Consider the following 14,157-nt stretch of genomic DNA (forward strand, 5'->3'; position numbering starts at 1 on the left):
GATGGATGGAGCTACGAAAATAACAATGCAAGGTAAAGCATCTGATAAATTAAGTATCGGTCAGTTAATTGGTAAATATAATTTGTTGGTTTTATTGTTTGCTTTTATTGCCATAGCTGGATTTTTGTCGCCAAAGTTTTTAACCCTACAAAACTTTTTGAATTTGCTTCAACAGTCTTCCGTTACTGGCATTATGGCCATCGGTATGACCTTTGTCATTATCGTTGCAGGTATTGATCTGTCTGTTGGTTCGGTTGCTGCCATATCGGGTATGGTGGTGGCAATCCTGATTACTGCTGGCTGGGGTATCCCTCTATCGATTGTGGCAGCACTAGCTGCGGGTGCCTTGCTAGGCTGGATAAACGGTTACGTTTCCACCAAGTTTACCATCCCCGCCTTTATTGCTACTTTGGCCATGATGGTTTCTGCCCGTGGCCTGGCGCTGCTGGTAACAAACGGAAAACCAGTTTTTGGCTTACCGGAACCCTTTAGCTTTCTGGGGGCAGGCTTTATTGGCAGAGTGCCGGTTAGCGGTCTCATATGGATTTTCTTGACGATCTGTGCGGCATTAGCACTCAAGTATACTTCTTTCGGTAGGAACCTCTATGCGGTGGGCGGCAATCCCGAAGCAGCTCACCTATCGGGAATCCGCGTTAATTGGCATCTAGTCTCGGTGTATGTTGTCTCAGGCATCTTATCGGCACTGGCAGGTATTATCCTGGCATCCTGGTTAACGGTGGGACAGCCGACGGCAGCTAAGGGTGCCGAGCTGAACGCCATTGCAGCGGTTGTTTTAGGTGGCGCGAGTTTAGCCGGAGGCAGCGGTGGTGTTTGGGGAACCTTTGCCGGGGTGTTACTGATGAGCATCATTACCAATATTTTTAACTTAGTTGGTTTGGCATCGTACTATCAAGATATTTTTATGGGACTTATTATCGTGCTGGCGTTAGTCCTTAATAAATTTGTTACAGGTAAAAAAGCCTAAGAGTATATAACCCTAATAAGGGGGTGGGTTAACGGGAAAAAGGGTTTACATTTTTAGACGAAATAAATTAAAGGGAGGATTTTAAAGTGAAGAAAAACCGTATTTATGCAGTATTGGCAATGGTACTAAGCTTGGCATTATTGATTTCTGGTTGTGGTGGTCAAGCCGGAGAAAACAAAGAAAAACCTGCTGAAGAGGGTGCTAAAGACAAAAAGGTTGTCATTGGTTTTTCCCAATGTACACTGGATTCCCCCTTCTATGTAGCTTTAATGGATGCTGCCAAGGCACAAGCTGCTGCTCAAGGTGCAGAGTTAGTCTATGTTGACGCGCAAAATGATATTGAGAAACAAAATAAAGATATTCAAGATTTAATTACCAAAGGTATCGACGTATTAATTCTCAACCCGGTTAACCCTTCCGGTGTTAGCCCTTCATTACAGGCTGCTAAACAAAATAACATTCCTGTAATTACCGTTGACCGTCCCACCGATACTCCTGTAGCCACCTTTGTTGGCCGCGACAATAAAAAGATGGGTGAAGCAGCGGGTCAAGAAGCTGTTAACTTACTGGGCGGCGAAGGAAAAGCCCGGGGTAAAATCATCGAACTGCAAGGCGATGCCGGTGGTAAAGTAATGATGGATCGTCGTGATGGTTTTCATGCCGCTGTTGATAAGGAAGCTGGTATTAAAGTAGTACAAGGACCTTATTGCAACTATGTAAGATCTGAAGCTGTCAAAGCTTTCCAAGATTTGTTACAAGCCAACCCAGATGTGAATTTGGTATATGCACATAATGATGATATGGCTTTAGGTGCTTTACAGGTACTTGAGCAAAATAAGATGGCTGATAAAGTTAAGATTGTAGGTATTGATGGTTTAATGGAAGCCATTAAAGCAATTGAAGGCGGCAAGTACAATGCTACCGTATTAAATGATCCCGCCCTACTGGGTAAAATTGTTACTGATACTGCCCTTGGCGTGTTAAAGGGTGAAAAGTATCCTGAATTTATTGATGCTGGCACCGGTCTGATTACCAAAGAAAACGCAGCTAGCTATGTAAATGATAAATTGGTATTCGCCGAGACTCAAAAATAAATCCCCATCTATATAAGGAGACAAAGATGACTACCAGTAGAACAGAAATTGCCAAAATGATTGATCACACAGTGTTAAAAGCTGTTGCTACGCAGCAGGATATCATTACGTTATGCCAGGAGGCTAAGGAATACGGTTTTGCCTCGGTTTGTATAAATCCAACCTTTGTTTCCTTGGCTGCGGAGCAATTGAAAGGCTCTGGGGTAATGGTTTGTACCGTGGTGGGATTTCCTCTGGGGTGCTCTACCACAGAAACAAAAGCGTATGAGACCAGAGATGCTGTTAAAAACGGTGCCCAGGAAGTAGATATGGTCATTAACATCGGGGCTTTAAAAGAAGGAAATGAAGCTAAGGTGTTACAGGACATTGCTGCTGTGGTTAAAGCAGCGCAAGAAACCAATCCAGAGGCTGCTGTCAAGGTTATTATTGAAACCTGCTACCTGAATCAGGAGGAAAAAATTGCTGCCTGCAAATTAGCCAAGGCAGCGGGTGCCCATTTTGTAAAAACCAGTACTGGTTTTGGTACCGGCGGAGCCACTGTGGAGGATATTGCTCTCATGCGGCAAGTCGTTGGTTCAGAAATGGGAGTAAAAGCCTCCGGCGGTATTAAAAACAGTGAAGATGTTTTAAAAATGATCAAAGCCGGCGCCAACAGGATTGGGGCCAGTGCAGGAGTCAATATTATCAAAGAAATTAATTAGTATCAAACAACAAAAGGATCACCAGTGAATACTAGTGATCCTTTTGTTGTATTTATTTAGCCCTATCCTTTAAAGCCTTGCCGTTCATGTAATCGCATTTTTTACCCTGCCAGGTGTCTTTTTCCTCCAAGCTATTTTCGATACTTTGTTTAATCTTCCACCAACTGGTACTCCAATTGGCAAAAAGCTGGTGCTCCTGGGGTCCTTTGCCCACCAGACGCTGTACCACAATATCCGGATGAAGGTATTCCAAAAAGGTAATCATTCGGTTAGTGTATTCTTCCAGTGAGATAATCTTGAATTCCTGCCTTTCATACATATCAGCCAGGAGAGTTCCCTTTACCACGTAGAGGGAGTGCAGTTTAACATAATCGATGCCCAGGACAGAAAGGATTTTGGCATTTTCTTTGACATCCAGCAGGTTATCCCAGGGTAAATTTAAAATAATATGGGTACAGATTTCAAAGTTTCTTTGCTTAATTCGCTGCACGGCATCTATAAATTCCGCCAGAGTGTGACCACGGTTTACTCTCGTCAGGGTGTGATAATTCACCGTTTGCAGACCCAACTCAATATTAATATCGAGGCCATATTCTTTTTGCAGCTCCACTAGAAAATCCAGGTAGGCATCGTTAATGCAATCCGGCCTGGTGGAAATGGAAATGCCCACAATATCCTCCTGAGAGGCGGCAGCTACCATGTTTTCTTTAAACTGCTCCAGGGGCAAGTAGGTGTTAGTGAAGGCTTGAAAATAAACAATAAATTTTTTAGCATGAAAGCGTTTAATAAAAAAGTCCCGGTTTTTTTCGATCTGTTGTTGAATATCCAGAGTGTTTGGCAGGCATTCAAAACCAGCCCCTGCTTCATCACAGAAAATACACCCACCCTTACCCACCGTGCCATCTCGATTCGGGCAGGTGCCCGGTAAATTAACGGGTAATTTATAAACCTTTTGTCCAAACTTTTTCACCAAATGATCGGAGTATTGGCGATAGCGGGTTGATTTCCCTTGCATAGACTCACCCCTAATTTCGTACTTACCACTTCTCGCATTTCAAAAGTATATCACAGAGGATTTATTCTCAACAACCGCGTATTCTTTAGGCCATAGCCTAAAGGTCACGGGTAAGTAAACAAGCTAAGTTTTTCTAATCTACCCACCACACATTACTGGTGGGATTTCTTATGTATCTGGTCTGATAAAATTAAGATACTTTTTATCAAAAGTTTTAAGAGAAATTGTAGGTAGAGAACGTAGTATTTTATGAAAGACCAGGAGGTGAACAAATGAACTTTTCAGAGAATGAGCTCATATCTGAAATAAAAAAACGAAACTTAAACGCTTATGGTCTCTTAATCAAAGAGTATACCAAGCCTGTTTATTATTTGACCTATAACATTTTAAATATCGGCAACAGTAAAGAAGACATAGAAGAGTGTGTAGCCGACGTATTTTTGGAGGTCTGGCAAAAAATCAACGAATTTGACAGTGAGAGAAGCAATTTCAAAACCTGGATTTTAATCCTTACAAAATATAAGGCCCTTACCTATAAGCGCAAGCTTAAAAAAAATCAGGTTGAAAATATTGATGATTACCTGCTTGAGGAACCTGATACTGTTGAAAAACAGATTATCGACAGAGAAACACAAAAAAAGCTGCTGGAAACCATTAATAGCTTTAATAAAACCGACAAGGAACTTTTTATCCGCAGGTATTTTTATAACGAAAAAATTAACGATATTATGCAATCTTTGGGGTTAAGCCGTTCGGCAATAGACAACAGGCTCTTACGGGGCAGGAGGATCATCAAGGAGGTGTTATCTTATGACTGAAAAGCAAATTCATACGCTAATGCAAAATCTTGATCATGATTTACTGGACAAGGAATTGGATGATTTAATGAACGGCATGGAAATTGATCTGGATTCTATTACCCAAAAAGCATTCACGAAGTTAAAAAAGGAGCGGTCAAAAATGAAAAGAAAAAGAATTTATCCCTTTGTGGCAGCGTCTTTAATTGCCTTTGTCGGTATATCCAACGTCTATGCTGCGGAGATTTCAGACTTTGTCGGATCTTTTTTCAATCAAAGGGCAATCTACTCAACGGTTGTAGACGGCAGCGCCTACTATCTGAAATCTCCCCTGCAATTGGAAAAGGAAAGTAAACTGGAGAATGTTATTTTTACCAAGGACAGGCTAGAGATGGGTTTAACTTTTCCTTTAACAGAAGATAAGCTGCCAGAAATATCGGTTGCCACGGCAAACGGCACCCTCTATAAACCGGGCGGTTACAGTTACGACAATGATCATTTGCTGCTCAGTTTTTGGAATGAAGCGGAGCAAAATTACAGCTTCTCACCAACGAAGGAATTGAAATTGATGATTGGAGAAAAAAGTTATAGTATCCATTTGGCGGAGGGTGAACCCGTAGTTGGCAGCGGTGAGATTAAACCTGCCGAACAAACGAATATTGCTTGGGTAAATGTTGGTTATAAAAAGACTGACCGGGGTGTGCAGATCTTAACAAGTTTTACTGACAAGGACTTGAAGCTGGTAAACATTGGCGAACCGACTCAAAAAACGGTGACACAAACCTTTAAAAATGAAAATGGCATCACAACGAGTGGGACTTCTGCAATGACTAAGCCCCTCCTTGGTTATGACCAGGAGAAAAACGTTTATACTTACAACCAGGCTAAAAATACGGTTGGCAGACCCATTACCCAATTTGAAGCCGAGGCTTCTGCCAACAAAGAAATTGAATTAAAGATACCAAGCTTGCTGGTTGGTTATGAAAGGGACTTTGGCAATTTTGATGTGGCAATTCCGGAGTTGAACGAAGAAAAAAGAATTGACCGGGAAATTGACCTGAAATTGCAAAAAATAGTTCTCCAAAGCATTAAACGAACCTCTGCCACAACAGCCGAATTAAAATTCGCTTTGAACACGGGAAACACAGCAGAGGTTGCTGTTAGGGAGGTCAACCTCTACAGTAAAGATGTGCAAAGTGGTGACAGCACTTGGCAAGATGATGTTTGTACAATGCGTATCAGTTTTGACGAAAAATTACAAAATGCAAAGTTCAATGTGAGCTGGCCGAACTTTGTGGTAAACGGTCATTGGACCCTGAAAATTAACTAATAGTTTATCGTAGAAGCCGATTGCATTTTGCAATTGGCTTCTTGTCATGTGTGCCCGATATGGGCGAATTTGTTCCATCTTCAGAAAATATAAAATTTCTGTCGCCTTCTGGCAGGAGGTGTTTTAATTTAATAGTATATATGAAGAAAAGGTTAGTGGAGGAAACTTATGAAACTTGAACATACCATTGTCAGTGTAAATCGGTTACGACGTCGCTGCCTGCCGGAGGAACTACAATTTTGTGAAAGTTCGGCAGATGTGCCGCCCCTCAAAGATTTTATTGGTCAGGAAAGGGCGGTTCGAGCCATGCAATTTGGCCTTACGATGAAGGCATATGGCTATAATATTTTTGTGGCGGGCCCTGTGGGTACTGGCAAGACTACTTATACCCAAACCGTGGTTGCCCAGGCTGCGGCCAAGGGGGAAGTGCCGGGAGATTGGTGCTTGATTTATAATTTTCAAAATCCGGATGTTCCTTTGGCGGTGACTCTTCCTGCCGGCATGGGAGCTACGTTTAAGCAAGATATGTCTGACTTTACCATGGAAATAAAAGCGACCTTGGCCAAGTTGTTTGAGGGGAAGGAGTATAGTCAGAGAAAAAGTGCCATTGCTCAGGAAGTAAATAAAAAAATAGATGACAGTTTGGCCAAGCTAAAGGAGGATGCCCAGGCTGCCAGCTTTTTAATGAAAACCACCGAGCAGGGAATTTTCTTTGTTCCCCTACAAGAAGATAAACCTCTATCCAAGGAACAATACGAAGCCTTAGCTGCAGAAGAAAAAGAAAAACTGGAACTGGCCTTAAAGGAACTTCAGAACCGCACCGAGGAAATTGCCTACAGCGGCAAAATGTTAGAAAAAGAAGCAGAACAGGTAGTTCGTGAATTAGATCTGAAGTTGGTTCAGGAAAACATTTGCCCATTGGCTGAAAAGCTACAAAAGAAATATGAAGATATTCCCAGAATCCAGCTTTTCCTTACCGGATTGGTGGAGGACATTACCCGTTATATCAATTGTCTGGCTGATGAAGAAAGCACAGATAAGGACAGCCTGTATGAAGACTTGTATAAAAAGTACCGAGTCAATTTGTTAGTGAATAATAAGGATACTCTGGGTGCACCGGTGGTGGTGGAAACCAATCCTCATTACTATAATCTATTTGGCAAGATTGAATATCGCAGCCAGATGGGTTCTGTGAATACTGATTTAACGATGATTAAACCGGGTTCCCTGCATCGTGCCAATGGCGGCTATCTGATCCTGCAAGCCAAAGATCTGCTGGCAGATGCTAATTGTTGGGAGGCTTTAAAGAAAGCGCTGAAAACCCACCAGATATTGATAGAAAACATAGGTGAGCAGTTTCGTTCCGTGCCTACCATTAGCTTACATCCCGAGCCCATCCCCTTACAGGTTAAAGTGATTCTGATTGGCTCACCGAAAATCTACCACTTGCTGCAGCAGGTTGACGAAGACTTTGCCAAGTACTTTAAGGTGATGGTGGATTTTGAGGTAGTGATGCCCCGCACGCCGGAAAATTTAAAGAACTATGTAGCTTTTATTGGTTCGGTCTGCAGCCGGGAAAAACTACCTCATTTTGATAGTTCCGCTTTGACAGAAATGGTCGAGTACGGTTCACGCTTAGCCGGTAATCAGCATAAACTGTCTACTCAATTTAATGAAGTGGTGGAAATTATTCTGGAAGCAGCTTCCTGGGCCCAGACCGTAGATGCCAAGTTAGTAAGCGGTGAACATGTACGCCAGGCCATTCAAGAAAAAATATACCGCTCCCGGCGGGTGGAGGAACGCTTGCAGGAATTAATTCTCCGGGGCAAAATACTGGTGGATACTACCGGGACGGTTGTGGGGCAAATTAATGGTTTGGCGGTGTTAGATGTAGGAAATTACGCCTTTGGTAAACCCTCTCGCATTACTGCTAAAACCTACATGGGTCAAGAGGGGCTGGTAAATATCGAGCGGGAGACCGAAATGAGCGGTAGTATTCACGCGAAAGGGGTATTAACCGTAACGGGTTTTCTGGGGCATATGTTTGCCCAAGATAAACCTCTTAGCTTATCGGCCCGGATTACCTTTGAGCAACTCTATGATGGGGTAGAGGGAGATAGTGCCTCCAGCGCAGAGCTCTATGCCTTGCTTTCCAGCCTTTCCGGGGTGCCTATTAAGCAGTGTTTGGCGGTAACCGGTTCGGTGAACCAAAATGGTGAGATTCAACCTATCGGAGGTGTTACCGAAAAAATTGAAGGTTTCTTTGAGGTCTGTCAGGCCAGAGGGTTAACCGGAGAGCAGGGAGTCATTATCCCGATCCAAAATGTGGACAATATGATGCTCAGCCATGAAGTGGTAGAAGCAGTGGAAAGGGGATTGTTCCATATTTATGCTATCTCTCAGGTGGAAGAAGGTATTGAATTACTGACCGGTATGCCCGCGGGTGAGCACTTACCCAAGGGAGGGTATCCGGAAAATACCATCTTCCATTTAGCGGATCAGAAATTACAGCACTTTACCGAGGGGCTTAATCAATATAGCAAATAATAAGAAACGGGAATGCACAGCTAAAAACACTGTGCATTCCCGTTTTTTGGGACAAATCACATCTTTAGGAACGATATCATATTTTATACAAACTTTGTTACATGTGATGTAAAGGAGGGGTATTATGGCAATTCTTCGAGTTCCTGAGGAATTTTGTACCATACAAGAGGCGGTTAACACTGCCAACCCAGGGGATGTCATTCTGGTAGAGGAAGGAATTTATCCGGAACAGGTTCTCATTACTAAAAATAATATTCGTTTGGTGGCTAGATGCAGGAATGCCGTGCTGGATGGTAACTCTCTCTTGGATTTTGGGTTTCTGTTAAACAATGTCTCGGGTGTACAAGTTAGAGATTTTATGATCAAGAATTATGATATGGCAGGGGTTTATTTGAATGGTGGGCAAGCTAACAGGGTAATCCATAACAATATCATCAATAACGACCTGGCAGGAATTATTCTTAACAAATCCTGCAGAAATATGATTTCTGAGAATAATGTTAGTCAAAATGATTTGGGAATCTTGGCTACAGAGGCCCATCATAATTGGTTCGTGAGAAATTGCGCCTGTCAGAACTCCCAAAGTGGTATTTTTTTAGGCTCTGGAGCTACCGGCAGTAACGATAATGCTTTGATTAACAATCATGCAAGCTATAATGAGAGCATTGGCATACTGGCAATGGGGGGGAATAATCTGCTGCTGCAAAATCAGGTCACCAGAAATCAGGTAGGGATTTTAATAGAAGATAACAATAATATACTTCAAGGAAATATTGTGAAAAGAAATGAATGTGGGGCGGTAGTAGCCGTTAGTTCGGAGAACCTTTATCTAGCTAATAATGTAATTCGCCAAAACTGTGGAACCGGTATCGAACTGGTAAATAACCAATTCGGTATTATCGAAGAAAATAAAATTATCCGGAATAAAGATTTTGCTATTAAAGGCTCTGTTGCCTCGGCGTCTAACACCATTATCAGAAACCAGCTTCGCTTAAATTCGCCGGGCAATATTGATCTGATAAATCCCGATAATAATGTAATAAACTCTTGTCTGTTCTAACTAAAGAAGAAAAGGGGGGACCTTGATGAATCAAGATTTCTATGATGGCCTGTTAAAGCCCTACCAAGAGGGAATGAATAAGCTTAAAGGGAAACAGGAATTGCCCCAGATTGTCATGGATAACTACAAGGTAGTTATTGGCAAGTTAGAGCAGAAGCAAAAGAATAAATAGAGTAAGCACAAAATGGGTTAAGACGATCAATGTACAGCTAGAATGTTTCCAGCTGTACATTTTATTATTTGGCAAAAATTAGTATAATGAAAATCATGACCAAAGGCGAAAGTCAAGTGAACTGGATATAACGAGAAAAATGTTACTAAGAATATCAATATAGGAACGGGGTAATGAAACTGGGACACATAGAAAACTCAGATCGTGAGTACCAACTGTTACAAAGGCGCTTGGATCATTGTATTGAGGGAGCACCGGCTTCGCCGGTATTTCTCAATATATTAAAAATGCTTTTTACCCAGTCAGAGGCGAATTTGGCCAGGCAGATCCCCCTCAGACCTACTCTCCTGCCGGTTCTTGCCAAGAAAGTCGGCATGCCTTTAGATGAGTTAGCAGGCAAAATCAGTGAAATGGCTCAGCGGGGCTTGGTTTTTGATGCGGAGCACAAGGGACAGCGTTACGTAGTACTGGCACCAGTGGTGCTTGGATTTTTTGAATTCACCTTTATGCGTACCCGGGACAACCTGCCCATGGCAGAGTTGGCCAAACTTTTTGACCAATACATGATGCAGGATGATAAATTCGCCCACGCTGTTTTCGCAGGTTCTACACAAATTGGTAGATCGCTGGTGAGGGAAGAGGCTTTGCCGGAAAGTAATTATTCCGAGATTTTGGATTGGGAGCGGGCCAGCTATGTTGTTGAGTCGGCTAGCCGGGTGGGACTTTCCCTTTGTGCCTGCCGCCATAAGGCCGAACACCTGGGGAAAGCCTGTGATAAACCGCAGCAGACCTGCCTTACCCTCAATAACGGAGCAAATATATTAATTCAAAATGGCCTTGCGGAAGAAATTGACAAGACCAAAGCATTGCGTATCTTGCAGCAGTGTAAGGAACAGGGATTGGCTCAGACCGCTGATAACGTACAAAGAAATGTTGGTTACATCTGCAATTGCTGTGGTTGCTGCTGCGGTATGTTTAAGGCCATGAAAACCTTTTCTCTGAACAAAGCTATTGTGTCTTCCAACTGGGTAATGCATATTGACCAAGCCAAATGTACTGGCTGTGGTGCCTGTACCAGGGTATGCCCTTTGGCAATTATCTCTCTCAAAGAAGAGCTCTTAGGAGATAAGAAGAGAAAGAAGGCCTACTGTGCCGAGGATATTTGTTTGGGCTGTGGGGTATGTTATTCCTCCTGCAAATTCGCTGCGATTTCCCTAAAACCACGCAGCCAGCGGGTGTTAACCCCGGAAACCACCTTCGATAAAATTATTCTGATGGCCATCGAACGGGGCAAACTCACCAACCTGATTTTTGATGATCCCAGCCGTCTAAGTCACCGGGCCTTGGGGCGGGTGATGAACCTCATCGAAAAATCTCCACCGGTAAAAGCAGTAATGTCTTCTCAGTCGGTGAAATCAGTTTTTCTCAATACCATCCTGGCAAAAGTAAAGAAGCTGGCGGATGATTAATGAGGAAACACAAGGAAACACAAGGGGACGGTTCTGCCGTGCTAAGGTAAAAAACATGGTAGAATCAAAGAAAAAAGAAGGGACGTGTGAAACCGTGCCCAGGAAGCCAAGAGAGAAGAGTGAAACAGGAATCTACCATGTTATAGTAAGGGGAATCGGCCAGCAGGATATTTTTTACGAAGAAGATGATTTTCAGAGATATCTGGAAACTGCAAAAAAGGTATCCCGGGAAAGCGGGGTAAGTGTACTTGGGTATTGCTTGATGACTAATCACGTTCATTTATTGTTAAAAGAAGAAGATGGTGACATCTCAGTGTTTATGAAACGCTTGGGTGTAAGTTACGCCTACTGGTACAACTGGAAATATGAAAGAATGGGGCATGTCTTCCAAGATCGCTTTAAAAGTGAAGCCGTAAAGGACGACGCATACTTACTGACTGTCATTCGCTATATCCACCAAAATCCCGTCAAAGCATGCATCATCAACAAGCCGGAAAAATATGAATGGAGCAGTTGCGCTGCCTATTATAAAGCTGATCAAAATGCAGCTACCTTTCCTGATACCCGTTTAATCCTAGGCATTGTACATAAGGAACAAAAAAGAGCTATTGAAGAGTTTAAAAAGTATACAGCAGAGGATAATGAAGACCGCTGTCTGGATTGTGATAAAAGCAAACGAATCAGCGAAAGCGAAGCATATGAAAGAGCCAAGGAAATAATGAATGGTAAGCCGGTAACAGCTTTACAGACCATGGATCAAGATGCACGAAACAAAATACTGAGTTGTTTAAGAAAAGATGGAGTAAGCCTGCGGCAAATATGCAGGATAACCGGATTACCATTTCACATTGTCCGAAAGGCTTAGAAGTTGACACAAAAGAACCGTCCCCCTGAGTCTGTCCTGAGTCTGTCCTGAGTCTTGGGTAATATTTTTTAAAATGGACAATATACAATCAAAGTTATTAGGGGGGTAGCATATTTGTTTGAAAATGTATTGAAAAAGGGTAAAATTGGTGGTTTAGAACTGAAAAATAGATTTGTTATGCCAGCTATGGGCTCAAGTCATGGTGATGATGGAAAGGTAAGTCAAAAATTAGTAGATTATTATGTTGCACGGGCCCGCGGAGGGTTTGGCCTGCTCACCACAGAATTCGCTTATATTGATTTAGAGGGTAAAGCAATACCAGGCCAGCTTAGGATTGACTCTGATGATATAATGCCTGGGCTTAAAACATTAGCAGATGCGATACACCAGGCAGGGGGGAAAGTACTTGTTCAAATACAGCACTCTGGACGACAGACAAATAGTGCTGTGACTGGTAGGCAGCCAGTAGCCCCATCGGCTGTCCCTTGCCCTGTTAACCTTGAGCTTCCCAGGGAACTTTCAATTGAAGAAATCTATACAGTGATAGAGAAATTTGGTGATGCAGCCCTCAGGGCTAAAAACGCTGGTTTTGACGGTGTGGAAATTCACGGTGCCCACGGTTATTTGGTGGCCCAATTTTTATCCGGTTACACGAATAAACGGGTAGACGAGTTTGGCGCAGATTTAGCAGGTCGTATGAAGTTTGCACTGGAATTAATAAAAAATATAAAAAGCAAATGCGGCAAGGATTTTCCCCTTGTGTTTAGAATCAGCGGGGAAGAAAGAGTAGACGGTGGGCTAAAGCTTAACGAGACGATACCCATTTCTAAAGCTCTGGCTGAAGCTGGGGCAGATGCCATTCATGTCTCCACAGGCGTTTATGCAAGTATGCCCTGGATGGTTGCACCTGCCAGTGTTTCTACGGGCTTTAATCTCTATGCGGCAGAGGCTATTAAAAAGGCGATCAATGTACCTGTTATTGCTGTGGGCCGTATTACGGATCCCTTAATGGCGGAGGAAGTTATCGCCAGCGGTCGAGCTGACTTTGTTTCTTTAGGTCGAGGATCCATTGCCGATCCAGAATTCCCCAATAAAGTTGCTGAGAACAGACCACAGCAAATCTCCCCCTGTGTTGGATGTATGACAAGGTGTCAGGGTGTACCAGGAGTAACTCCCGGTGATCGTGGCGTATCCTGTATGATCAATCCCTTTTCAGGCCATGAGGGAACAATGGAGATCACACCTACTAAAAATCCCAAAACCATTGTGGTTGTAGGCGGCGGTCCCGGAGGACTTGAGGCAGCGTGGGTTGCTGCTGCCAGAGGGCACAGGGTAACCCTATTGGAAAAGAACAACAAAGTTGGCGGTCAGTTTATAGCAGCGGCTGTGCCACCGGGAAAACAGGATCTGGCCAAGGGCATTCGGTATTACTATGAAATGTGTAAGAAATATGATGTCAATCTCAAACTTACTATAGAAGCAGATGCAGATATGATAGTAAACTTAAACCCTGATGAAGTTATTTTAGCTACCGGTGCGGTTCCCTTAGAGGTTCCAATACCCAATGAAGGTATTGAAGTTGTTCAGGCAGTAGATGTTTTATTGGGAAAGGTAATGTTGGGGAAAAATGTTCTTATTGTAGGTGGTGGATTGGTAGGCCTGGAAACAGCCGAACATCTACTTAGCCAAAATCGCAGGGTTACCATTGTTGAAATGGAGGATGCTGTAGGAAAGGATGTTCACCCAAGTATAGTATATTTTAGCCTACAAACTTTAAAAGCAGGTGGGGCTGAAATAGTAACCAGCACAAAAGTAGAAAAGTTCAAGCAAGATGGTGCTATTTGCACAAATCCTTCTGGCACAATAGAGCTATCAGGCTTTGATATGGTGGTATTAGCAATAGGTGCAAAGTCCTATAACCCCTTAGAAAAGGAGTTAACCGGCAAGGTGAGATCATTACACGTAATTGGTGATGCGGCAAAGGCTCGCCGAGGGGTTGAGGCAATCGATGAAGGTGCACTGTTAGCCTTGAAGTTGTAAATAGATAATGAGTTGGCTGTATGAAATTAGAGCATTGACCGTTAAAGTCAATGCTCTTTGTCTTGAAAAGTTATTTTTTGTT

Annotated in this window: 12 protein-coding genes; 11 read left to right on the forward strand and 1 reads right to left on the reverse strand. The window is 42.9% G+C overall.

Annotation, left to right across the window (positions count from 1 at the left end; translation table 11 throughout):
- The first annotated feature begins 1 nt into the window (after window position 1).
- The 3 genes from BUA78_RS11400 to deoC all read left to right on the forward strand — a co-directional run bounded on the left by BUA78_RS11400 (window position 2) and on the right by deoC (window position 2,780).
- Window positions 2-985 (forward strand): ABC transporter permease, encoded by a 984-nt coding sequence (locus BUA78_RS11400; RefSeq protein ID WP_072914551.1) that lies wholly within the window; start codon window positions 2-4, stop codon window positions 983-985.
- Between the two features lie 86 nt (window positions 986-1,071).
- Window positions 1,072-2,079: a sugar ABC transporter substrate-binding protein gene (locus BUA78_RS11405; RefSeq protein ID WP_084082395.1), complete on the forward strand. Its 1,008-nt coding sequence runs from the start codon at window positions 1,072-1,074 to the stop codon at window positions 2,077-2,079.
- Between the two features lie 26 nt (window positions 2,080-2,105).
- Window positions 2,106-2,780: a deoxyribose-phosphate aldolase gene (gene deoC / locus BUA78_RS11410; RefSeq protein WP_072914553.1), complete on the forward strand. Its 675-nt coding sequence runs from the start codon at window positions 2,106-2,108 to the stop codon at window positions 2,778-2,780.
- Between the two features lie 52 nt (window positions 2,781-2,832).
- Here deoC and mnmL read toward each other — a convergent pair whose 3' ends face one another.
- Window positions 2,833-3,795, reverse strand: coding sequence for a tRNA modification radical SAM protein MnmL/YtqA (gene mnmL / locus BUA78_RS11415; protein ID WP_072914555.1), 963 nt, complete (start codon window positions 3,793-3,795; stop codon window positions 2,833-2,835).
- 272 nt (window positions 3,796-4,067) lie between these two features.
- Here mnmL and BUA78_RS11420 point away from each other — a divergent pair, with 272 nt between their 5' ends.
- From BUA78_RS11420 to BUA78_RS11450, 8 genes are all read left to right on the forward strand, one after another.
- Complete coding sequence (locus BUA78_RS11420) at window positions 4,068-4,613, forward strand: sigma-70 family RNA polymerase sigma factor (protein WP_072914556.1); 546 nt, start codon at window positions 4,068-4,070, stop codon at window positions 4,611-4,613.
- Window positions 4,606-5,922, forward strand: a complete 1,317-nt coding sequence (locus tag BUA78_RS11425) for a hypothetical protein (RefSeq protein ID WP_072914558.1) — start codon at window positions 4,606-4,608, stop codon at window positions 5,920-5,922. The genes BUA78_RS11420 and BUA78_RS11425 overlap by 8 nt, the downstream gene beginning before the upstream one ends.
- A 168-nt stretch (window positions 5,923-6,090) precedes the next feature.
- On the forward strand, window positions 6,091-8,469 hold the full coding sequence (locus tag BUA78_RS11430; RefSeq protein ID WP_072914559.1) for a Lon protease family protein: 2,379 nt from the start codon (window positions 6,091-6,093) through the stop codon (window positions 8,467-8,469).
- A 124-nt stretch (window positions 8,470-8,593) separates the two neighbouring features.
- The gene (locus tag BUA78_RS11435) at window positions 8,594-9,529 is read left to right on the forward strand and encodes a right-handed parallel beta-helix repeat-containing protein (protein ID WP_072914561.1); all 936 of its coding nucleotides are present in this window, start codon (window positions 8,594-8,596) and stop codon (window positions 9,527-9,529) included.
- A 25-nt stretch (window positions 9,530-9,554) separates the two neighbouring features.
- Window positions 9,555-9,701, forward strand: a complete 147-nt coding sequence (locus tag BUA78_RS20245) for a hypothetical protein (RefSeq protein WP_175549011.1) — start codon at window positions 9,555-9,557, stop codon at window positions 9,699-9,701.
- A 173-nt stretch (window positions 9,702-9,874) separates the two neighbouring features.
- Entirely contained in the window at window positions 9,875-11,170 is a 1,296-nt protein-coding gene (locus BUA78_RS11440; protein ID WP_238456801.1) for a 4Fe-4S dicluster domain-containing protein, read from the forward strand.
- A 94-nt stretch (window positions 11,171-11,264) separates the two neighbouring features.
- Window positions 11,265-12,035 (forward strand): transposase, encoded by a 771-nt coding sequence (locus tag BUA78_RS11445; protein WP_072914697.1) that lies wholly within the window; start codon window positions 11,265-11,267, stop codon window positions 12,033-12,035.
- 114 nt (window positions 12,036-12,149) lie between these two features.
- On the forward strand, window positions 12,150-14,075 hold the full coding sequence (locus BUA78_RS11450; protein ID WP_072914562.1) for an oxidoreductase: 1,926 nt from the start codon (window positions 12,150-12,152) through the stop codon (window positions 14,073-14,075).
- Window positions 14,076-14,157 lie beyond the last annotated feature (82 nt).

This window comes from Desulforamulus aeronauticus DSM 10349 (genome assembly GCF_900142375.1).
GTDB lineage: Bacteria > Bacillota > Desulfotomaculia > Desulfotomaculales > Desulfotomaculaceae > Desulfotomaculum > Desulfotomaculum aeronauticum.

Bases quoted from the DNA above. Each gene is read 5' to 3' on its own strand.
- BUA78_RS11400 (WP_072914551.1), top strand. From the start codon at position 2: ATGGATGGAGCTACGAAAATAACAATGCAAGGTAAAGCATCTGATAAA.
- deoC (WP_072914553.1), top strand. From the start codon at position 2,106: ATGACTACCAGTAGAACAGAAATTGCCAAAATGATTGATCACACAGTG.
- mnmL (WP_072914555.1), bottom strand. From the start codon at position 3,795: ATGCAAGGGAAATCAACCCGCTATCGCCAATACTCCGATCATTTGGTG.
- BUA78_RS11420 (WP_072914556.1), top strand. From the start codon at position 4,068: ATGAACTTTTCAGAGAATGAGCTCATATCTGAAATAAAAAAACGAAAC.
- BUA78_RS11425 (WP_072914558.1), top strand. From the start codon at position 4,606: ATGACTGAAAAGCAAATTCATACGCTAATGCAAAATCTTGATCATGAT.
- BUA78_RS11430 (WP_072914559.1), top strand. From the start codon at position 6,091: ATGAAACTTGAACATACCATTGTCAGTGTAAATCGGTTACGACGTCGC.
- BUA78_RS11435 (WP_072914561.1), top strand. From the start codon at position 8,594: ATGGCAATTCTTCGAGTTCCTGAGGAATTTTGTACCATACAAGAGGCG.
- BUA78_RS20245 (WP_175549011.1), top strand. From the start codon at position 9,555: ATGAATCAAGATTTCTATGATGGCCTGTTAAAGCCCTACCAAGAGGGA.
- BUA78_RS11440 (WP_238456801.1), top strand. From the start codon at position 9,875: ATGAAACTGGGACACATAGAAAACTCAGATCGTGAGTACCAACTGTTA.